24 protein-coding genes are annotated in these 20,434 nt (G+C 54.7%); 4 read left to right on the forward strand and 20 right to left on the reverse strand.

Translation table 11 applies throughout. The features are described 5' to 3' along the window. Window positions 1–4: 4 nt before the first annotated feature. The 13 genes from rimO to aalo17_RS11650 form a co-directional block, all read right to left on the reverse strand. On the reverse strand, window positions 5–1,294 hold the full coding sequence (rimO, locus tag aalo17_RS11590) for a 30S ribosomal protein S12 methylthiotransferase RimO (protein ID WP_067559742.1): 1,290 nt from the start codon (window positions 1,292–1,294) through the stop codon (window positions 5–7). Further along, complete coding sequence (locus tag aalo17_RS11595; protein WP_082743411.1) at window positions 1,291–2,292, reverse strand: 3'-5' exoribonuclease YhaM family protein; 1,002 nt, start codon at window positions 2,290–2,292, stop codon at window positions 1,291–1,293. Before aalo17_RS11595 ends, rimO begins: the two co-directional genes overlap by 4 nt. 145 nt (window positions 2,293–2,437) lie before the next feature. Beyond that, window positions 2,438–4,471, reverse strand: a complete 2,034-nt coding sequence (locus aalo17_RS11600) for a glycosyltransferase (protein ID WP_067559744.1) — start codon at window positions 4,469–4,471, stop codon at window positions 2,438–2,440. Next, the gene (locus aalo17_RS11605; protein WP_082743412.1) at window positions 4,468–5,736 is read right to left on the reverse strand and encodes a lysylphosphatidylglycerol synthase transmembrane domain-containing protein; all 1,269 of its coding nucleotides are present in this window, start codon (window positions 5,734–5,736) and stop codon (window positions 4,468–4,470) included. The genes aalo17_RS11600 and aalo17_RS11605 overlap by 4 nt, the downstream gene beginning before the upstream one ends. Then, window positions 5,733–6,782, reverse strand: a complete 1,050-nt coding sequence (locus aalo17_RS11610) for a glycosyltransferase family 4 protein (protein ID WP_067559746.1) — start codon at window positions 6,780–6,782, stop codon at window positions 5,733–5,735. Before aalo17_RS11610 ends, aalo17_RS11605 begins: the two co-directional genes overlap by 4 nt. A gap of 101 nt (window positions 6,783–6,883) precedes the next feature. Further along, window positions 6,884–7,210 (reverse strand): hypothetical protein, encoded by a 327-nt coding sequence (locus tag aalo17_RS11615; RefSeq protein ID WP_145907720.1) that lies wholly within the window; start codon window positions 7,208–7,210, stop codon window positions 6,884–6,886. Between the two features lie 69 nt (window positions 7,211–7,279). Continuing rightward, window positions 7,280–8,095: a PTS system mannose/fructose/sorbose family transporter subunit IID gene (locus aalo17_RS11620; protein WP_067559750.1), complete on the reverse strand. Its 816-nt coding sequence runs from the start codon at window positions 8,093–8,095 to the stop codon at window positions 7,280–7,282. Window positions 8,096–8,098: 3 nt separating this feature from the next. Continuing rightward, the gene (locus aalo17_RS11625; RefSeq protein ID WP_067559752.1) at window positions 8,099–8,935 is read right to left on the reverse strand and encodes a PTS sugar transporter subunit IIC; all 837 of its coding nucleotides are present in this window, start codon (window positions 8,933–8,935) and stop codon (window positions 8,099–8,101) included. A 58-nt stretch (window positions 8,936–8,993) separates the two neighbouring features. Next, window positions 8,994–9,482 carry a PTS sugar transporter subunit IIB gene (locus tag aalo17_RS11630; protein ID WP_067559754.1) on the reverse strand — a complete coding sequence of 163 codons (489 nt, stop codon included), beginning with the start codon at window positions 9,480–9,482 and terminating at the stop codon, window positions 8,994–8,996. 44 nt (window positions 9,483–9,526) lie between these two features. Beyond that, entirely contained in the window at window positions 9,527–9,955 is a 429-nt protein-coding gene (locus aalo17_RS11635) for a PTS sugar transporter subunit IIA (protein WP_067559756.1), read from the reverse strand. Window positions 9,956–10,251: 296 nt separating this feature from the next. Continuing rightward, window positions 10,252–10,581 (reverse strand): hypothetical protein, encoded by a 330-nt coding sequence (locus aalo17_RS11640; protein WP_067559758.1) that lies wholly within the window; start codon window positions 10,579–10,581, stop codon window positions 10,252–10,254. Then, window positions 10,565–11,422, reverse strand: coding sequence for an HAD family hydrolase (locus aalo17_RS11645; RefSeq protein ID WP_067559760.1), 858 nt, complete (start codon window positions 11,420–11,422; stop codon window positions 10,565–10,567). The genes aalo17_RS11640 and aalo17_RS11645 overlap by 17 nt, the downstream gene beginning before the upstream one ends. Further along, complete coding sequence (locus tag aalo17_RS11650) at window positions 11,374–11,925, reverse strand: hypothetical protein (protein ID WP_067559762.1); 552 nt, start codon at window positions 11,923–11,925, stop codon at window positions 11,374–11,376. The genes aalo17_RS11645 and aalo17_RS11650 overlap by 49 nt, the downstream gene beginning before the upstream one ends. Window positions 11,926–11,995: 70 nt before the next feature. Between aalo17_RS11650 and aalo17_RS11655 the strand changes: the two genes are divergently transcribed. Together aalo17_RS11655 and aalo17_RS11665 are read left to right on the forward strand one after the other, a co-directional pair. Beyond that, window positions 11,996–12,457 (forward strand): PaaI family thioesterase, encoded by a 462-nt coding sequence (locus aalo17_RS11655; protein WP_082743413.1) that lies wholly within the window; start codon window positions 11,996–11,998, stop codon window positions 12,455–12,457. 214 nt (window positions 12,458–12,671) lie between these two features. After that, window positions 12,672–12,950, forward strand: coding sequence for a hypothetical protein (locus tag aalo17_RS11665; RefSeq protein WP_067559766.1), 279 nt, complete (start codon window positions 12,672–12,674; stop codon window positions 12,948–12,950). Between the two features lie 52 nt (window positions 12,951–13,002). Here the strand turns inward: aalo17_RS11665 and ltrA are convergent, their stop codons facing one another. From ltrA to aalo17_RS11690, 5 genes are all read right to left on the reverse strand, one after another. Beyond that, window positions 13,003–14,352, reverse strand: coding sequence for a group II intron reverse transcriptase/maturase (gene ltrA, locus aalo17_RS11670; protein WP_067557075.1), 1,350 nt, complete (start codon window positions 14,350–14,352; stop codon window positions 13,003–13,005). Between the two features lie 719 nt (window positions 14,353–15,071). Continuing rightward, on the reverse strand, window positions 15,072–16,001 hold the full coding sequence (locus aalo17_RS11675; protein ID WP_067559768.1) for a hypothetical protein: 930 nt from the start codon (window positions 15,999–16,001) through the stop codon (window positions 15,072–15,074). Between the two features lie 151 nt (window positions 16,002–16,152). Next, on the reverse strand, window positions 16,153–16,389 hold the full coding sequence (locus aalo17_RS11680; protein WP_067559770.1) for an HIRAN domain-containing protein: 237 nt from the start codon (window positions 16,387–16,389) through the stop codon (window positions 16,153–16,155). A gap of 2 nt (window positions 16,390–16,391) precedes the next feature. Further along, complete coding sequence (locus aalo17_RS11685; RefSeq protein ID WP_067559772.1) at window positions 16,392–16,583, reverse strand: hypothetical protein; 192 nt, start codon at window positions 16,581–16,583, stop codon at window positions 16,392–16,394. Next, the gene (locus aalo17_RS11690) at window positions 16,568–17,377 is read right to left on the reverse strand and encodes a hypothetical protein (RefSeq protein ID WP_067559774.1); all 810 of its coding nucleotides are present in this window, start codon (window positions 17,375–17,377) and stop codon (window positions 16,568–16,570) included. Before aalo17_RS11690 ends, aalo17_RS11685 begins: the two co-directional genes overlap by 16 nt. Window positions 17,378–17,550: 173 nt before the next feature. Here aalo17_RS11690 and aalo17_RS11695 point away from each other — a divergent pair, with 173 nt between their 5' ends. Then, a complete protein-coding gene (locus aalo17_RS11695) occupies window positions 17,551–18,318 on the forward strand; it encodes a M15 family metallopeptidase (RefSeq protein ID WP_203225827.1) in 768 nt (255 codons plus the stop codon). Between the two features lie 143 nt (window positions 18,319–18,461). Here the strand turns inward: aalo17_RS11695 and aalo17_RS11700 are convergent, their stop codons facing one another. Together aalo17_RS11700 and aalo17_RS11705 are read right to left on the reverse strand one after the other, a co-directional pair. Further along, a complete protein-coding gene (locus aalo17_RS11700; protein ID WP_067559776.1) occupies window positions 18,462–18,665 on the reverse strand; it encodes a helix-turn-helix domain-containing protein in 204 nt (67 codons plus the stop codon). Further along, window positions 18,662–19,225 carry a hypothetical protein gene (locus aalo17_RS11705; protein ID WP_067559778.1) on the reverse strand — a complete coding sequence of 188 codons (564 nt, stop codon included), beginning with the start codon at window positions 19,223–19,225 and terminating at the stop codon, window positions 18,662–18,664. Before aalo17_RS11705 ends, aalo17_RS11700 begins: the two co-directional genes overlap by 4 nt. 345 nt (window positions 19,226–19,570) lie before the next feature. On the opposite strand from aalo17_RS11705, the gene aalo17_RS11710 reads away from it, so the two are divergent. Further along, window positions 19,571–20,245, forward strand: coding sequence for an HAD family hydrolase (locus aalo17_RS11710; RefSeq protein WP_067559780.1), 675 nt, complete (start codon window positions 19,571–19,573; stop codon window positions 20,243–20,245). Window positions 20,246–20,434: the final 189 nt, after the last annotated feature.

Consider the following 20,434-nt stretch of genomic DNA (forward strand, 5'->3'; position numbering starts at 1 on the left):
CGGCTTATTCAGCCAGCACTCCCGCGACATCATATGGCCTTGCTTCGTCAATGCGTACATTCACGAAGGTGCCAGGTTCGATTTCCCTGGGACTCGTGAAGATCACCTGACCGTCCGCTTCGTCCGGCGCATCCGCTCTGGATCTGCCTCTGTAGCGCCCTGTCAGGGCTTCCCGTTCTTCCACCAGGACCTCGACCACTTGTCCGATCTTCTTTTGGTTGCTTTCCAGCGAGATCTGTTCCTGGACCTGCATCAGCTGATCCAGGCGCCGTTGAGCCGTCTGCTCATCCACTTCAGGGCTCATGGACCAGGCCGGTGTATCTTCTTCTCTGGAGTAAGTGAAGGCACCAAACCGGTCCCAGCGGACCTCTTTGACAAAGTCGAGCAGCTCCTGAAATTCCTCTTCAGTTTCGGTTGGAAAGCCGACAATTGCTGTCGTCCGCAGAGTTGCCTCCGGAAACATCTCGCGGATCCTGCTCACCAGTGCCAGAACGTCTTCCTTCGTACCCCGGCGATTCATCAGCTTCAGAAGCCGGTTGCTCGCATGCTGCATGGGGATATCGAAGTAAGGAAGCACTTTGCTGCTCTCTTTCATGGCCTGAAGCACCTCTTCGGTGATTTCGTCGGGATACATATACAGGATGCGGATCCAGCGAATCCCTTCGATCCGGTCCACCTCACGGATGAGGTCGGCCAGCATCAGCCGTCCGTAGTTGTCCAGACCATATTTCGTGGTGTCCTGGGCAATCAGAGTGACTTCTTGAACACCATGTTCAGCCAGGGCCTCGATCTCTTCCCTGACCTCACTTAGAAGTTTACTCGTCTGATTTCCCCTTATCAAAGGAATTGCACAGTAAGTGCAGCGATTCGAGCACCCATCGCTTATCTTCACGTAAGCGCTCCAGGGATTGCCGCTCAAAGCCCTTTCTGACTTCGAAAAGCTTCCATTTCCTGCGTCTTTGAGCACCTCCTGCAGTTTTTCGGCCAGTTCTCCATAGTCCCGGATGGGAATTACCGCATCGATTTCCGGGATCTCCGAGCGCAGGGTCTCCTCATAGCGCTGAGCCAGGCACCCGGTGACGATCAGTTTTGACGCATACTGGCTCATTTCAAAGATGGTATTGATTGATTCTTCCTTTGCGGGCTGGATAAACCCGCAGGTATTGATGACGATGGCGTCTGCCTGCCGGGGATCGCCGACGATTTCATGCCCGTTTTCCCGCAGGACGCCCATGATCTGCTCACTATCCACCAGATTCTTGCAGCAGCCCAGGGATACAAATCCGACCTTCATGCCTGTGTTCCTCCGTCGTTTCTTTTTTCTTTGCCATTGTCCGCAGCCGCAGATGCCTGTTCGCCAAACTGCGTGGGGCGGTAAATCATGCGGTTGTCCAGCGCAAACACCCTGGGACCGAAATGACCGGGAGCCGTTGCGTCCATGGACTGCTTCATCATGAACATCCGGGCATCCAGATCGTCCACCAGACTCAGCATCTCCGCTTCGGGGATCATGGGCATCACCGGGGACCCGAATTCAAGCTTCCCGTGGTGGGAGAGCACCATGTGCTTGAGCAGCATCCGCTGTTCCTTGTCCTCTTCGCCAGCATGTCCGGTTCGTACCGCCGCTTCGTCGATCCAGCCCGCAGTCATGGAAATGTGACCCACCAGATTGCCTTCGCTGGTGTATTCTGCCAGCATCGGCGCGGAGAGTTCCTCGGTTTTCCCCAGATCATGCAGCAGGATCCCCGCCATGAGCAGGTCCCGGTCCAGGAACGGGTACAGCGGCAGGAGGGCATCGGCGGCTTTCGCCATGGACAGCGTGTGCCAGGCCAGTCCCCCGACGTAGTTGTGGTGGTTTTTGGTGGCGGCAGGCCAGGTCAGAAACGCCTTGCGCCTCTGGTCGATGAGATCGCACGTGATATCGCGGCAGACCCCCGGGTTCATGGACTCCAGCAGCCTGCTCAGCATGCGATCCATGGTATCCCGGTCAGCCGGCGCCTCGCGGACAAATTCCAGAATGTCCGCATCCGGCACCACATCCAGGTGACGCACCCGCAGCTGCACGGCATTCCGGTGCAGGATGATGTCACCCGAGGCTTCCACCACCTGGCCGGCTTTGTACTGCCGGGTCTGTTCCTCGGTCAGGTTCCAGAACTTGGCATCCAGCTGTCCGGTCTTGTCCTCCAGTGTGAGGGAAAGATAGGGCGTGCCTTTGCCTGTGCGCCCTGTATCGCATTTGGTAATGAGGGCCCGAAGCCGGGCCCTACCTTCCTGATTCAGATCCTTGATCATGTTTCGTTCCTTTCCGGCAGCTGACTGCAGCTGCCTGTATCGTGACCGGCAATCCTCACGGATCCCGGATTGTTTCTTCCACAAAGTCCCTGCCAGCCTCCAGCTGTTTCGCTGCACATCTGCCTTTGGCCAATGACTGGCACTGTCAGTCTTCCTGGCTGTCTGCGGATGCATCCTCATCCGCATGGCCGGCCCCGGTTTCCGCCGCCAGGGTCTGGCGTTCCATGCGCGCAAATACATCCGGGAGTCTTTCCTGCACCTCGTCTGCCGTAAATCCCTGCCGCAGGCAGTACTGCAGGATTTTCTCCTTCCGTTTGTCTTCCTCCAGGGAAATATACAGACGGGCTGCATTGTCCAGCGCATGCTGCAGCGCTTCGCCGTCATCCTGCTCCAGTTCCAGGTCTTCTCCTGTCTGGCGGGCGATTTCCGGCGAGAATCCCCGGTTCTCCAGACGCCGGACCACAAGCTGCCGCTTGTAGCGGGCCGACTGGGCTTTCATGGTCTTGAGCATCCCAAGGGCCGCTTTCCTGGCACTGTCATATTCCAGGTCGGGATCCATCTGAGAGATCACCGATTCCACCAGTCCGGCCTCCAGCCCATCCCGGAGGAGTTTGCGCCGAATGGTTTTGCGGCTGCTGCCCATCCCCTGCCAGTATGCGGCTTTGTTCTGTGCATAGTCCTGGTCATCGAGGTAATTCCGGGCGGTGAATTCCTCCACCACCGCCGAGGCCTTCGCTGTATCCAGCCCCCGCCGGCGGACAAGCCAGTCCTTGAGCTGCCATGCCGTCATATCCCGGGAGGACAGCTTTTTCCGCGCCGCCATCCAGGCCCTGTAGTAATTCTGGAACTGCAGGTAGTTTGTCACGACCCAGGCATCGAGCCGGGCCTGCAGCCCGATTTTCAGGTCGAAAAAGTCATCCATGGGAATCAGGAGCTTCAGTGGCTCCTGGTCGGCATCGCGCTGCAGGGTGAGATACATAAAATCTCCCACAGCCCGCATTTTCTTGACATCATAGGTCGCGGCGTAGTCCGCCACCGCCTGTTCATAGACCGAAGAGACCTTGCTGCCGAATATCTCCCGGGTGTAGGTCCGGGTTTTCGCAATGCACGCCTGGGCCTGCCCCTCATGATCCTCATCGAAGAATGTCCCAAGCTTGTCTGTCAGTTCCCGGGCATCGTCAAAGTAATACCCCGTGATTCCCTCGGTGACGAGATCCTCCAGAACCGGGTCCCGGCGCCCGAAGACCGGCAGGCCGGCCGCCAGCGCCTCAATGTAGGTCATGCCCTGGGTCTCGGAGGTGGAAGCCGATGCAAAACAGTCTGCCAGGCCGTAATAATACGGCACATCTTCCGATTCCACACGGCCGGTGAAAATGATCCGGTCACCTGCACCGCGTTCCCGGGCCATTTCATGATAATGGGCCTCATCCGGTCCCGACCCCACCACCAGCAGGCGGATGTGCTCGTCATCCGACTGGATCACGGCGTCAATGACCATCTCCAGCATTTTCTCTTTCGCCAGCCGTCCGACAAACAGGACGATGTGATCCTCCGGTTTCAGTCCCAGAGACTCTGCCAGTTTCTGCCGCCGGTCCGGATCCAGTTCTGTCATGTCAAAGCGCGAAAGGTCCAGACCCGTGGGAACCACATAAATCGGGGTGATGACGCCATACCGGAGCAGTGCCTCTTTGGTCTTCTGACTGGGCGCAATCACAGCCTGGCCGCCATTTCCATAGGTGCGGGAAATGGACCGCAGAGCGGCCCGGGACAGTTTTTCCACCCCCGTGAGTTCCATGGGATTGAAGTAATGCGTGTAGTTTTCCCACATGGTGTGATAGGTATACACCAGTGGAATGTGAAAATCCCGGGCAACCTGGCGCCCGTATATGGCAACGCCGTATTCTGTCTGCACGTGGATCACGTCCAGGTTCATGTCCCGGATGTACCGGTCGGCCGTGAGCTGGAAGGGACTGGACATTTTGTATCCGTACAGCCGTTTCAGTTCAATGCCGGGAAGGCGCAAAATGTCTCCTTCCCGGCAAATGGTCGATCCTGAATGGTTGGTAATGACAAAAACCTGGTGGCCAAGATCCTCCAGGGCGCCTTTCAGCGTGACGATGCTCGATACCACGCCGTTGATATCCGGCAGATAGGTATCCGTGAAAATTCCGATTCTCATGCGTTTTCATCCTTTCCGCCCTGCAGCTGTCCGTCTGTCCCGGCATTCACCATGTCTGCCACCGCCCTGCGCGAAGGTTCGCGGGGTCGAAGATCGTCAATGGAGAGATCGCCGGGTTCGCTTCCCGGCGGCTGTATCCCTTCCGCCGCCTCCTGCTGTGCCTCGGTCCCTTCAGGTTCCCCATCCGGGCGCAGTTCGGAAATGGCAAGATCGGCCATATTCGTGTCTGCAAGAGAGACAGGGCTCTCCTGTTCCTTTTTCTCGTATCTGGCCTTGGCAATCATGAACAGGATCCCGCCCAGAACCAGGATGATGTGGTAGGTGGATACACGCCACAGGATCATGACAGCAGACGCCAAAGTGCCAAGCAGCGTGGAGAATACAATATTGAACAGCACTTCCGTGCCGCCGGATGCACCGGGGATGGGAATGAAGCTGTTGGCCATGTACACGAAACTCGACAGCGCAATGACATCCAGCAGCTGGTTCCAGTGCAGGTCGATGTGCATGAATTTCGCGATGACAAACGGAAGCATATACAGCATGGTCAGCCGGATGAAGTTGATCCCGGTGCACTGCAGGATGATGCCCTTGTCTCTGGACAGTTTCTTGATCTCCCTGGTGAAGGACGTCATCTGCACCGTCCAGCTTTCAATCATGTGCTGGGGGTTCTTGATGAATCGGAAATGCGAAAGCACGCCCGCCAGCCGGTGGGCCAGGGAAATGTAAACTGTGGGAAACAGCGCCATGGTGTACAGGAACAGGATCACCAGGACATTGACGACATAGCCTGCCAGGATGATCGTGAACCAGCCGGACTGCTGGGCATAATAGGAAAACTTCAGCAGAAACAGCAGGGTGACGTAGACCATCATGGTGGTCTGGTAAATGATGAAATCCGCCCACAGCAGGCTTGCGCCGTCAGAGTAGTCGATGCCCTGTTTCTTCAGAATATAGGCCTGTCCGAACTGACCGCCCGTGGAACTCGGGGTGATGCCGGAAAAAAAGGTGCCGGTGAACGCCACCACAATACCATCCCACCAGGTGTAGTGCTTCGCATATTTCTGTGCCAGGACTTTGTAGGCCAGCCCCCAGACACAGGTGAACAGGATGCCCCAGCTGAGAATCACCACAAGACCCAGCGGGCTGATTTTACCAATGGCGTTCATGACTTCCTGGTAGTTGTCCTTCAGCGAAAACCACAAGGCACCCGCTGTCAGAGCTGCAATGAGCAGGAAGTTCCATATGTAGTTGTTCTTTTTCATGTACGGAATCTGTCCTTGTATTTCCAGGCCTCCACATAGAACGCCTTCCACATGGTGAGGACATGTTCTGCGGAATAGTACTGAGAAATTTTCCGGCTCTCGTCCTGGTACTGTTCGTAGACCTTCGGATTGGAAGACAGGGTATGAAGCAGGTCTGTGAATTCATCCACGGAATCCCCCTTCATATAGTGACCCTGCAGGATTTCCTTATAGAGGTCCAGGTCCCGGATCACCATGGGCACATGCAAGTTGGCGGCCTCGAGAATGGTCATGGGAAACAGCTCATTGTACGAAGGAACAAAGAGGACATCCGTCATGTTGTAGAGTTCAGCCATCTTTTCCCGCGGCACGATGCCGGTGAAGACCACATTGGCAGGCGGATTGTCCATGATGGCCTTCAGCTCTTCATAGCCATCTGTCATTTTTCCGAAGGAAAACCCGCCGGCCCAGACAAAGGTCAGGTGCGGCAGACGCTTTGCGGTCTCCACAAAGTCCTTGACACCTTTCCGGGTCTGCACCTGTCCGGCCCCGAGCACCACAAATGCCTCGGGATCGATGCCGTACTGCTTCCTGGCGGCCTGCCTGGTTTCTTCCCCCAGGGGATGGAACACTTCCCGCGAAACGTAATTGGGAATGTAGCGGATCTTGCTGCGGGGAATGCCGTATTTTTCCAGTTCGGGAATGAAACTCGGGTTTACCACGATGAGATGGTCGGCTGCATTATAAAAATGGATGATGTAGTCAGCCACCATTTTTCGCAGCGGTTTGGGCACCTTCAGGCTGCCGTCCATGACGGTGTCCGGAAGGAAATGACAATAGGCCACATTCAGCGGCTTTTTGTTGCGCATCCGCAGGAAAAAGATCGGATCGATGGTATGGAAATGCTGAATGTCTGCATCCCGGTCCGGCCTGTTCACTTCCACATCAAAAAGATCGTCGGCCTGCCGCACCAGGGCCACCTGCTCCTCATAGGCGCTGCCCACTCCCTGTCCTGCGACTTTGTCAGCGCTGGAATACATATTGATTCTGAGTTTTCCATTTTCCATGAAGGGCCCCTCTTTTCTTTGGTCATTATAGCATGGAACCGATTTGCCCGGCTTTCTCCCCTCTCTGTTAAGGAAATGGTCAGAAATGCGCAAAACCGGTATCAGGCTTTCCCCTGATACCGGTCGATGTTTTTCAGCACATGCTTGCGCCCGTTGTGCCGCGCCACCAGTGCGAACACTAGCATGATAAACGACAGAACTGCGGTGATGAGTGCGATCCATTTGACTACATTGCGCACTCCATCGGAAATATCCGGCAGAAAGGCATCCTTCATTCCGGTAAATCCCCAGAAAACGAGAAGCAGTGAAATCGCAAGGGCGATGGAGGCATTCCGGGCCACCTTGACAACCCGTTTCAGCATTTCGTTTTCCTGCTGAATGGAGGCCCCCAGCGCATCCCGCTCTTTTTTGGACAGTTTCGCCATCACTGATCCTTTCCAGTCTTATAAAGAAAGAAAGAGATGAAGGAGACTCCCTCATCTCTTTGAGATACAGATTTATCCCAGGATACCGCAAACGGATCCAACGAAAGCCACGATCGCCATGATCAGCAGAGTCTTGATCGGCGTCATGCCCTTCTTGGCCATCATCCACCAGCAGAGGATGACGAACACCATGGTCAGAATCTTCGGGAAAGCGCCATCCAGGTTTGCCTGCAGCATTACAGGTTCGCCTTCGGAGTTGGTAGCAATCTGGATCGGAGTTGTAATGTTGACCCAGGAAGCAGCCATCGCACCAACGACTACCTGACCCAGGATAATGACGGATTCACGGAAGGCTGTAGCCTGTTCGCCAACCAGCAGTTCAACAGCGGATCCGCCCAGGGAGTAGCCCTTGTCGAAGATGAACTTCTGGAACCAGATGGAAGTTGCGTTCCATACGATGATGTAGAACAGGGGGCCGAGAACGTTGCCGCCTTCGGCGAAGCCTACGGCAATACCCAGCAGGATAGGAATGTAAGTACCAACGATCAGGGAGTCACCGATACCAGCCAGCGGGCCCATCAGACCAGCACGGATACCGTTGATCATTTCATCGTCGATGCCTTCGGCGCCGTTTGCACGTGCTTCTTCAAGACCAGCCGTGATGCCGACCACGATGCAGCCGATCTGGGGTTCAGTGTTGAAGAATGCATAATATGTTTCAAGCTTTTTGGACTGCTCTTCGTGAGTCGGATACAGTTCCTTCAGAATGGGGATCATGGCCCACATGTAACCGAATGTCTGCATGTGCTCGTGAGAGAAGCATGTCAGGTTGCCATACCACCATCTCCAGAACGCGGAGTTCAGAGTCTTCTTACTAATTTTTTTCATAAATTAGATGTCCTCCTCTTCTTCAACGATCACACCTGCAGCAGCAGCCGGTGCCTTCTTGGCCATGGTCAGCTGGTAGTTGATCAGGGCGAATACACCGCCGATGACTGTGGCAGCCAGCAGAGTCAAGTGCATGGCAGCTGCCAGAACGAAGCCCATCATGAAGTACAGCAGGTCGGATGTCTTGTTGACAACGGACTTCAGCAGGATGGACATACCAACTGCAGGAAGAACGGAACCAACGGTCAGCAGAGCCTTGACGTACCATACGGATACATCCAGATACTGGAACACTTCCTCAACGGCGCCGGAACCGAAGTAGCACAGCAGCGTTACAGGGAGGAAGGACAGGCAGAAGTGGGAAATCAGGGGCATCAGCGTGTCCACTTTGCCGACGATTTCGAAGTTGCCCTTGTCCAGCTGAGCCCAGCCGATGTGCTGCCAGATCAGGTTCATCATCGCGGTGCCGTAGAACAGGGTGATACCGATCGTACCTGTCAGGGCCGAGATGGAGGAAGCCAGCTGGAATGCTTCATCGGAAGCGTAGTCGATGCCTGCCGCACGGCAGCCAACGTATGCCAGAGGGATACCAATGTAGGATACGGCACGGAGGTCGGATGCGACTGTTCCGCCCGGGGTAACCAGGGCGATCCACATAACCTGCATCGGGATGCCAATCAGAATGCAGCCGGTTACATCGCCAAGGATGAGTCCGACAAACAGAGAGGCAACCAGGGGACGGTTCAGGGTATAGTTACCAACTGTTGTTCCCAGGCAGGCAATAGTGGAAGCGGCAGTACAAGACATCAAACCAATCAGGATAGCTTGAAATAAACTCATAAAACCTTTCTCCTTTTATTGCTTTCTGCAATAACTGTGATTTTTATCTATATCCGGCCTAGTAACCGAATTTAGATCTGAACTTGGGCCATTCGCCGATCGAGGATTCTTTTACCAGGGCAAACTCGATGTCGTAGCCTTTTTTGCTGATGGCTTCCAGAGCGTCAGCTTCTTCCTGTGTGATGGACTGGTTCTGTCCCAGTTTCACAGCACCCGGACGGTCGTTGCAGGGACCGATGATCAGCTTCTTGATGCCGGGTTTGAAGTCCATGTCCACCAGGATCTCCTTCATGTCAACGGGGTTCTTGGTGATCAGGAAGTATTTCTTGTCGGAGTTCAGGACCTTGTCCTGCACTTCCTTGAAGTGTTCCTTGGTCCATACAAAGACTTTCTTGTCTGTGGAAGCCTTGAAAGACTGAGCCAGCACCGGAGTCGTGGCTGCCTTGTCGTTGACAGCGATGATTCCGTCGCAGGGATATTCCTTAGACCATCTTGTGATGATCTGGCCGTGGATGATTCTGTCGTCCACTCGCATGAATGTGATCATAGTGTGTCCTCCTAATGTATTGAGCCGCGCGTATGCGTCAGTTCCTAGAGATCGTCTTCGTCTTCATCCGCAACAGCCGTGAATTCCGTCAGGCCGGCACGGCCTTCGGACAGCAGCGTGTCCTTCAGCAGGTTCAGATCGTCGAAGTTGTCCTTCATCAGGACTGCAGTGATTGCCAGGGGCATGTTCATGCCGGCAATGACCAGCGTGTTGGGCAGCATGCCCTTTTCATCCAGCACGGACAGAGCGTTTGTGAACGGGGAACCGCTCAGAATATCTGCGAGCAGGATAATCTGATCGTCTTCCTTGATGTCCTTCACCAGCTCACGGAAGTTTTCTGCGAACTCGTCGGCAGACATGTCAGCCTTCAGCGAAGTGTCCAGAACATCCGGACGGTCACCTGTCATCATGTTGACAGCGCTGTGCAGTCCGGGGGCAAATTCGCCGTGACTGACCATCACTACATACTTCATTTGACTTCCTCCATTTGATAGCGCATTCAAAACTGCGCCCGTTACACACATTCTAACAAAGTCTTGAGAGAGTGCAAGACAAACCGCGGTCAGAATCACACGATAACCCAAATTTTACCCCGGTAGATGACAATTGTCATATGTGTGTAAGCGCTTACAGCAATTATATTGCTCTTTTCAGCCCGATTTTGGGATATTCATCCCAAGATTTTCCGCAGCTTTTCCATGGTCAAAGGGGTTGCAGATCTCCTGTTTCTGCACACAAAAAGCGGCCTGGCAGGCCGCATCGACAACCTTCAGAACAGATATTTGCTGGCTGCCCACAGAAGCAGCATCGCGGCGATGGGGATGATGAAAAACATCGAATATCCCCGCACAAACTTCATCTCCAGGGCCTTGAAGCCAAGTTCGTCGTAATAGTACTTTTCCTCCGGTGTCTGCACCACGATACCCTCCTCGATGAGATTGCCAATGGTGTAAGACAAGGTATTGGTCTGCAGCGGCAGATCCTTGAACACTTTCAGGGGGACCGCCGTTTCCGGCGAAGTGGCATCCCGCTTTTTCAAAGCCTCGATCACAAGACTCGCCGCAGTGCCTCCGGGGCTCTTTCTACGCTTTTTCGACATACTCAAGTTTCCTTTCAATCACCTGGCTCACACCAGGGGTCACATTCGCTGCATGGCTTCTGACAGACGCCGGGGCCGTATCCATGCACCAGGTATCCGCAAGCACATCAAAGACCGGGATGTCATTGGGCCCATCTCCCACATAACTGACAGCCGCATCCCCAGTGAGCGACCCGAGCAGAACATGCAGGGCCCGTGCCTTGTCCGAGGCACAGGCCTCCACATAATCGTGAGACGTCTGGTGCCACAGCAGATCCGGTGTCTGCCTGCGGGCTTTCGTCAGCACCTGCGAAGTATCGCGGTCCTTCCACACATACAGGGAAACACCCGGTACATCCGGTACCCGCTCCAGCAGATCTTCCAGGTCTTCGTCAGAAAAATGCCGCAGATGCGCCTGCGTCTCCATGACCCGGACCATCGCCGCTTCCCCCATGCACCGCCGCGCAAAACGGTGTGCGCCATCCGGCATGGTCACAAACGGCACACAGACCGAAGGCCACAGGCCGTCTGAATGCAGAGCTTCCAGTGCCCGTGCCACCTGCGCCGCCGGCAGCCATTCCCGGTGCAGACACCGGTTTTCCATCCAGACCTCCGCGCCATTGTCCGTGATCAGCACATCGGGTTCAACACCCAGCTCGCGGCACAGTTCCCGGCAGAAGGCTTCGCCCCGTCCTGTCACCAGGCCGAACCCGTTTCCCGCCTCTTTCCAGCGCTGCAGACACCGGGCATCCTCTTCCCGGACAGACCCGTCGATCAGCAGCGTGCCATCCACGTCACAAAGCAGCAGGCGCTTCAGCGGTTCCTGCGGTTTTTGCGTTTTTCCTTCTTCTTTTCTTTCCATGCCAGCCAGTCTTCCCGCACAGCCATGCCAACCCGGTTGGCCATTTCCAGCTCCGTGCCGTTGGCCATGTTCAGTTTCACGTTCTTGAAGATGCCTTTTTTCTGTTCCATGTTCAGGATCATCCGGAACCGGTAGGTGTCTCCCGCATAGAAAAAACCGTCATTGCTCAGCAGGAGACGCCGATGCAGCCAGACATCCAGGGACAGGCCCAGGAACACCAGGCCCAGGGCGAAATAGGTCAGCTGATACATCCACACCTGCTGGCCTTCCGGTGTGATGATGTTTCCAAAGAACACCAGGACAAAACACAGCACCCCCATGCCGACCAGCAGCCACGCCTGCCAGATGCTCAGGCTCACCCGCCTGGCTTCCGGATGTACGGTCATGTATTCCGCTGCTCCGGCTTTGTCTTTTTTGTACAGGCGCAGACTGGAATACAGCATATAGGCGCAGTACAGAATCACGATGACCATGATGATCACCTGAAGAACCGCATTGGACATGTTGAAACCCCTCTCTTTTCGATAACAGGTATTATACAACACCCATCCGGGACAGTGCTACAATTCCCTTATGCATGAGACAAACCACACACAGCGGTTCCAGGAAACCGCCGAAGACCAGGAAGCCAGGTTCAAAGGCCTCAAGAAGCGCCTGAATTCCTCCAGCAAATACCTGCAGTCCAACGACATGCGCGTGACGGAACTCCGGCAGGGGTATGCCCGCGTGGAAATGACCATTGACGAGCACATCCTGAACATCCACGGATTCGTCCACGGCGGCGCCCTGTTCTCCCTCGCGGACACCGCGGCCGGCAGTGCCAGCTTCACCACCGGACGGGATTCCGTCACCCTGTCGGCCTCCATCAACTACCTGTCTCCGGGTCGCGGCGGGCGGCTGATTGCCGTGGCATCCGAGGTCAAGGCCGGACGGACCACCGGGGTCTACGAAGTGTTCATCTACAACGAACACGAAGACCTCCTCTGCCGGGCCACGACCACCGTGTTCTTCCTCGACAGCAACAGACACCGCTGACACTCATGGCTGCACGCTGCCAGACCACGCTCCACTCCGTCCGCCTGCCGATGCACGCAGATCCGGCCACCACCATGCCGATGCCGATGCAGACAGCCCGGGTTCCCATCACCGGTCCGGCCCGCAGCCTCAGCCAGACGGGCACTTCAGGATCACTCATCCCGCCACACAGGTACAATGAAGCTGACAGAACTTGAAGAAAAGAGGGGTACACATGAACGAATTCATCAGCAATATCCGCAAGGACTGGGACAAGGCGAAGCAGGGCTTTGACCGCTTCATGGCCAAGGCCGACGGCCAGGACGAGTACCAGAACATCAAGGCGGCGCAGGAAAAGGCCAGGACCGAACTGACGCAGAAGATCCTGACACAGAAACCAGACCAGAAAACCCTGGAGGGCTGGCTGGCAGACTTTGAAGAACTGTGCTATCAGGACGGATTCTCCCAGGGATATCTCGAGGGCGGACTCACCGGATCCGAAACCATGGAATGACCCCCGGAGCCCGGACCGATACCGATAATCGAGTAGGTGTCATCAGACCCTCTCACACCACCCAGCGTGCCGTTCGGCACTGGGCGGTTCGTACAAATGATTTCATGAACCTTTCTGCCACCGTATCGAAGTATTCCTCTATGGTCAGGAGGCCTTTCTTCTTCAGGTGTATATTTCTGATATACTTGTTCAGGAACGTGACTGCACAACGGACACATCCTTGTCGTGCACACGCATATGAGTGAGCCTTGTCTCTGGGACATCCCAGTTTGATGAGGCTCTCTTCTTTTTTCCTGATGCTTTTCCACTGCTTCCAGATGATGGCCCTGATTCTTCTCCGGAGCTTGCTGTCCAGTTTCCGCATGTTCTTTTTATACAGCCATGCGCATCTGAAATAATTGCTCCATCCCCTGATGACCTGATTGATTTTCTCCAGCCTTTCTTCAAGGGATACGCTCCAGTTCCGCTTCGTCAGCTTCATTATTTTCTGTTCGAACTCATGGATGGACTTCTCATGCGGTATTGCCTTCCATTCCCTTTTGTTCCTTTTGAAGCCAAACCCCAGATATTTCACTTCATCCGGTCTGGCCACTTTCGATTTTGAAGCGTTCACTTCCAGCTTCAGCTTCTTTTCCAGATAATTGCTGAATGACTTCATCACCCTGTTGGCGGCGGCTTCCGATTTCACATAGATGAGCATATCGTCTGCGTATCTTGTGAATCTCAGCCCTCTGCTTTCCAGTTCCTTGTCGGCCTGGTCCAGATAAATGTTGGCCAGTACCGGCGAGAGAGGTCCTCCCTGTGGGATTCCTCTTTCTGTCCTGACCAGCCTGCCGTCTATCATGACTCCCGCTCTGACGAACTTCCTTGTCAGCGACGTAACGTCCCTGTTATGGAACAGGTTGTCTATCAGTCGTATCAGTCTGTCCTGATCTACCGTATCGAAGAATTTCCTCAGGTCGATGTCGACGATCCAGTCATACCCGTCGTTCATGAACTCAAGGCCTTTCAGTATCGCCTGTTCACATCTCCTGTTCTTCCTGAACCCGTATGAGCTGTTGCTCATCTCGAAGTCCTTCCTGTAATCCAGATAGTTTGCCAGACAGGCCTGCACGACTCTGTCTCTGGCAGCCGGGACATTGAGCCCCCGCATGCTCCCATCCGGTTTCGGGATATCGGTCCTTTTGGCTGGCAGCGGTTTATAGCTGCGGTCCAGTATCTGTTCCCGCAGCTGTTCCCAGTACTGACAGGGGCACGCTGGGAGTTCTCTGGCTTTGACCCCATCCACTCCTGCGGCTCCGTTGTTTCGCCGTACCTGTCTGCACGCATTGATCAGGTTCTCCATGGAGAAGATTTCCTGAGTACTCAGGTCTTCCGGCTGTATCAGTCTGGTCTGGTTCATGGCTGCTCCTCTCTTTCACGTGTTCCCACACTGCCCTTCCTTACTCATCTTCAGGGGCTCTCTGGGTTTGTCCTTCCTCGGCTTTTCGTGCAGGACGCATTCCTGATATTTGCAGTAAATCGTACGTTCGGCCCTTCACTCCATCCCCATTACAGGGACTTCCTCGCTACTATGGCCTCGGCTGACTTCCTGCCATTCGTTGTTACTGCGGGAAGGGGGTCATCATGGTTTGATGATTCCTCTCGCTGGCAGGACCTCCCCGGGTAAGGTCATACATCTTTCATTCCATACACCTGCCGCATCTACCACAGACAGTCATCCGCAACTATTACGATTTGCGCTGTCTGGCACGCTCGTCTCCATCTGTGGCCTTATATGCGATTCGTGTTCCTCAGGCCGGGACTTTGCCGTCGGGCTTCTTTCAGAACTCCTGTTACCAGAGAGCCCCTTGCCTTAGGCTAATGGTTAGCGGTTGCGATGATACGCTCCCATAGTGGACTTTCACCACCTAGATGTATGCCATGCCGGGCACACCAGAAAACAGCCGGTTCAGGTGCCTGCATACGCACCCGGACCGGCTTTTCTTCTGCCTTCCTTCCGCCTATTTTCCCGATCCCGCCAGACCGGACCAGACCAGACTGTGCCAGACCAGACCATACCAGGGCTCTCCCCTCGCACGATCCCGTCAAGACCCCAACACACACCCGGCAGGATCCCCGTCACTGACCGACAGGAACCAGATAGTCATACTCGGCGTCCTTGAGACACACCCATTTCCCCGGCTCGATGCGCCCCCAGACAGAGTTGTCCTCCGCCCGTTCCAGCAGCTCGATATCCACCTGTTCCCCCGCCGGCAGACTGCCCACTGTCCCGGCATCCCTGTGGCAGGAACTCCGCAGATTCATGTCATATACCGCCTCATAGTGACCCGGGTGCAGACCCTCCAGATCATCCTTCGGTACCTGCCGCTGACCAGGATCCTGGCGACCTTCACACGCGGGGTCCGCTGTATGTGTCTGCAGAAAGGCAAACTGGTCATGCCAGGAGGGATCCGTCAGAACATGGTCATTTTCTTTCCACCTGCCATTTTCCGGCTGCGGGCCGCTGACCAGGATCAGGGTGTTTTCATCATCCAACACCTTCCAGCCGGTGAAAGTCACATCCTGCAAAGGAATCTCAACCGGTCCGGGCAAAAGCGTGAACAGCGGATTGCCTGCTCTGAACACTTCGATCTGCCCGTTTTCTGTCCGCAGGACGAATTCAGCATCTGTGAAGCAGGGGGTTTTCATCGTCGACAGGATTTCCCTGTCGTGGCTCAGTCCCAGAGTATGCAGATTCACGCTGCGATCCGTGCCTTTCCACTCGGACACAGAACCGTCTTTGAAGACATAGACAGTTTCAGGAATCTCCCTGCCGGTTAGCTGTCCCCCGCTGTTTGTCCGGACTTTGAGAAACACCGCCGGTTCCTGTCCTGTAAACATCTCCTCCAGCGTCCGGACCGGAACCTGGCCGGCTGAACCGGAGCGGGTGGAACGAAGCAGGAAGTAGGCTGACACGACAATAAGTGCCAGGCACAGAAAAACCGCAGCTGTCCGAAGTCTGGTTCTGGTATTCACAGCCCGCTGCTTCCCGGTTCGTGTCTGTGACATGGCATTCCCTCCGAATCGTGTGTTTTCTATTTTAATATATCAGTCGCAGGCCGGACATGGAGGATGCATTTCCGGGAAAGAACAGGGTACGGCAAGGACCGTAATGATCAGGGTGATGAAAGCCATGGCCGGGCACCTGCAGGCGTTCTGTTCAGAAATCCACGAGGTAAACCTCCACACGGATCTTGTACCAGTGTCTGTTTTGCGGGCGCCGGGACTTTCCTTCCCGGACATCCTTTTCCACCACTTTTGCTTTCAGCAGCTTACCTGCATCCATGAGGCGGGCAAAAATGACATTCTCATTTGCAGGGATATAACCGCATTTGCGGCGCTGGCTGTCCCGCAGAAGAATGGCATGTTCGTCCCAGGGATTGTCTTCCCGTTCCATGATCAGCCAGTCTCCGGTTTCAGTTCTTCCAGACAGGACTGGTTTGGCAGATGCGTGGTTCCGGCGATGCACCTGTCATCCAGCAGGATTTCCTCCTGCAGAGGTTTGAGCAGATCAGAGAGCGGGGTATCTTTGACAAGCTGAAGGGTCCCGGAGTCAACGGCTACAAGGGAGTGTTTCAGTTCATGGGACATGCGGAGCCTTTCCATTCCAGAAGCAGGGTTTCCAGCTTTACAGCCAGCCTTGTGCGGGCTTCATTCCAGGACTGTATGCTGTCCTGATACTCCCGGCGCCGTTTTTCGATTTTGACGGTATCATAAATCCATGTGCTGTACAGCCAGGGATCTGTGGTCGTGATGGTGTGCAGTTCCTGCCGCAGCTTATCGATTTTTTCTGTCAGATCCGTGATCTGAACCGGAGCCGTGTCACTGTCAGCCAGCACCTGATGGATCAGCACTGCGATCTCTTCCATTTCATCCAGTGCGTTCAGCCGGTACGCAGTCTGGAGTCTGTCCCAAAGTTCGCGGATCCGGGGATCATGTTCCAGTTCCGGATGCAGGTCCGGATGGATCATTTTCACCATTTTCCTGTATAACCGGCTAATCTGCCGCATTTCTTCCGGCAGCACAATGCTGCGGCATTTCAGAGACTCCTGGTATTCAGCCATTTCTTCCAGCTGCTTCTGCCAGTTGGCGCTACGCTGAGCAACAGCTTTTTCAATCTCTTCAGGATCCGGGTCCTGTCCCTGATTCATTGCTTTGATATACAGAGACAGCTCGATTTTCTGTCTGACCAGTTCGATCTGCGCCTGAAACTCTTCCAGGATCAAGGGTCCGAAAAGTTCATCAAATTCCATGTCCAGCTGCACACACTCTTTCTGCAGTTTCTCCTTTTGCAGCAGAAGCCGGGTATACTCCTCCATCTCTGTGACAGCCGCGTCTGCCGTAAGCTCTCCGGCTTTGTTCAGTTGTGCAGTCCTGCTTTCCATCCCTGATCCTCCTTCTGTCCACCGGTCCCCTGTTCCACTGGAACTGGAACCGGATCCCCTGTCTTTTTCAGTATAAACATACTTATGCAGCCGGCGTTTCCCTTCTATGCTGCGGGTGTGGACAATTACGGCAGGGGTGTCAGAATAGGATAGAGGACAAAGGGGATGAGTTCGTGAAACACAAACTGCTTATGATTCTTCTGGCCTGCAGTCTGGCAGGCTGCGGTTTCACAGGGACAGAGGATACAGCTGACAAGACGGATGATGACAGAACTGCGGATGTGGCCGGTGAAGGCAGCCTCGCAAAAGATGCAGAATCCGGGGAAAAAACCGCAGATCAGAACAGGGAAAAAGCTCAGGAGAATAAGGATGAGAAACAGATACCTGCAGCTGCAGGGGAAGTGGTGATTTCCGGAGACGGAAGTCCTGCAACGATAGCCGGCGTGCCGATTGTGAACAAGAAATATGGCGTTTCTCCGGACTATGCTCCGGGGGAGGATCCCACAGCGGCCGCTGCTGCCAGGGAACTGATTGCGGCGATGCAGAGTCAGGGACTGGATGTCTCGGACTCCTGGAGTGGCTTTCGTTCCTATGAGTATCAGAGCGAACTTTACAATGGCTATGTAGCTTCCAGCGGGCAGGAAGCGGCGGACACCTTTTCCGCCAGGCCCGGGTTTTCGGAGCATCAGACTGGCCTGGCTTTCGACCTGAAGCACGCCAGCGGTGCGCTTCTGGAGAATCCGGCAGAGGCGCAGTGGCTGCTGGATCATGCCCATGAATACGGGTTCATTGTGCGCTACCAGGAGGGTTGGGAGAGCATTACAGGATACATGGCTGAGCCCTGGCATATCCGGTATGTGGGAGATATTGCCGAAGACATTCATGCCCGGAATATTCCTCTGGAGACCTATCTTGGCGCCGAGGGCGGAGACTACCGATAAAGGGCAGAAGTCTCCGGAAGACTGAAGAAGGAAAAACACCTGCAACGGGGGTACAGCTGAATACAGAAAAGGACTGTCCGTTCCACATCATCGCAATGGGATTCGGGCAGTCCTTTTTGATGTTCCTGTTCTTCTGGCCAACGTCAGTCCGGTTTGTACTCGATCAGATCCCCGGGCTGGCACTCAAGTTCGCGGCAGAGAGCTTCCAGCGTGGAGAATCGCAGGGCATTGATCTTGTTGTTTTTGATCCGCGACAGATTGGCAGGCGTGATGCCGACTTTGTCCGCAAGGTCATTGAGGGAAACGTGGCGTTCCACCATCAGCCGGTCGAGGTGCATGAGGATCATACCAGGCCTTCCACATCAGACTGCAGTTTCTGGCCGTAGCCGAAGATGCGCGAGAGGTACCAGATGACAAGGCCTGTCATGATGCCCGTAACGTCAACATAGGGGTCAATGTCAACATAGAACAGGCGCATGAGACAGCTGAATATGAGCTCCACGACGGGGATGGCCATGAAGAAGATGCCGATTTCCCGGATCATGCGGGTGATGTCGGGGGTGAAGGGGGTGTTGCTTTCACCGAAACTGTCACTGCCTTTGAGGGTTTTCAGGATAAGCCAGAGGTTGCGGAAAATCATGGCGGTCAAAGACATGGTGAGGATACCGCAGGCCATGGTCCAGCGCACCATTCCCAGGGAGATGACACTGCCGGAAATCATGGAGCTTCCGAAGCCGTTGATGACAAAATCCTGACCTGCCATGATTTCGGAGGCCAGGAAAGCTTCAATGTTTCCGGGAACCACGAAGGATGCAATGAGGCCGACGAATGCAATGGCTGCGAGGAGCCAGGCGAGGATCTGAATGATGCCGGCAAGAGCCTGCAGGAATCTGGGGAGCTGTTTCATGGGATGTATCTCCTTTTCTTTTTCTTTTGACACTTTTGTTATACACCTCAGGGTTTCGTTTGTCGATAGATATTTATCGTTTTTCGATATTTTTATCTCGATATTCGATTGTTATATATCGTACAACAGCAGGTGACTGTCGCCGTTTTCCTAACCGGATTCTTCACGGGATCCAGGCTTTTTAGGAAGGGGAACGGATGGAGGGGACAGAAAACAGGTTTCATGGTACGGTGACTGTGGCTGAATGACAGTGACCAAAGCTGCCTGGTGCAGTGTGGACGGACTGGATGTCATAAGGCGATGCAGAGGGCAGATACCTGTCCCGGCATGGAAAGAAGGACCACAATGATTCAAATCGTTTTCATGGATATAGACGGAACTCTGATTCCCTATGGCCAGCAGGAAGTATCTCGCCATGCACTGAAGGCTGTGCAGCTGCTTCAGAAACAGGGAATCCTGGTGTTTGGCGTGACAGGGCGCTGTGCTGGACAAGTGCCGGAGATCGGATTCGACGGACTGATCAGCTACGATGGGGCCTGTATTCAGGATAAAGGCAAGATGATTCTGGAAAAAGATTTCTTTGAGGATCAGGAACTGGACTGGATCATGAAGGATGCCAGGGAGCAGGGATGCCGTGTTGTGCTGGCTGGCGAGGATGAGGACCCGGTCCAGAACCCTATTCAGGAAGCGGCGCAGGGAAAAGTCCGGCTGAAGCGCCCATGGTTGCTTCCGGATGACACGATGAGAGACCAGGTGCTGGATGCACTGGAACACCGTACGTTTGACAAAGGAATCGTCGTGGCGCGGATCCTGAACATTCTGCGGATTCCGGCAGGCAGCGTCATGGCCATGGGAGATGGTTTCAATGATATGGGCATGCTGGCTGCTGCGGGAATTTCCGCAGCGATGAAGGAAGCTCCTTTGCAGGTGCAGGCCTGTGCCAATTTCACGGCGGACGGCGTGCTGGATGCCCTGGAACATGCAGGGCTGATTGCGATGAGCAACGGAACACTGTTGTGATCTGTCCGGACCAGAGCCGGGGCCGGGCTGACCAGGGCTGATTTCGGGACGAGTCCAGTCGGCGCCCGACAGTATCTCAGATGAAAGGCGATTTTTCATCTCTCTGTCTATATCGAACACCAGGCGATACATGCTTTTTTGATTATCGAACTATATCGAAAACCAGACGAAAGACTTTTCGTCTGGTTT

The organism is Faecalibaculum rodentium, from assembly GCF_001564455.1.
Classification (GTDB): Bacteria; Bacillota_I; Bacilli_A; order Erysipelotrichales; family Erysipelotrichaceae; genus Faecalibaculum; species Faecalibaculum rodentium.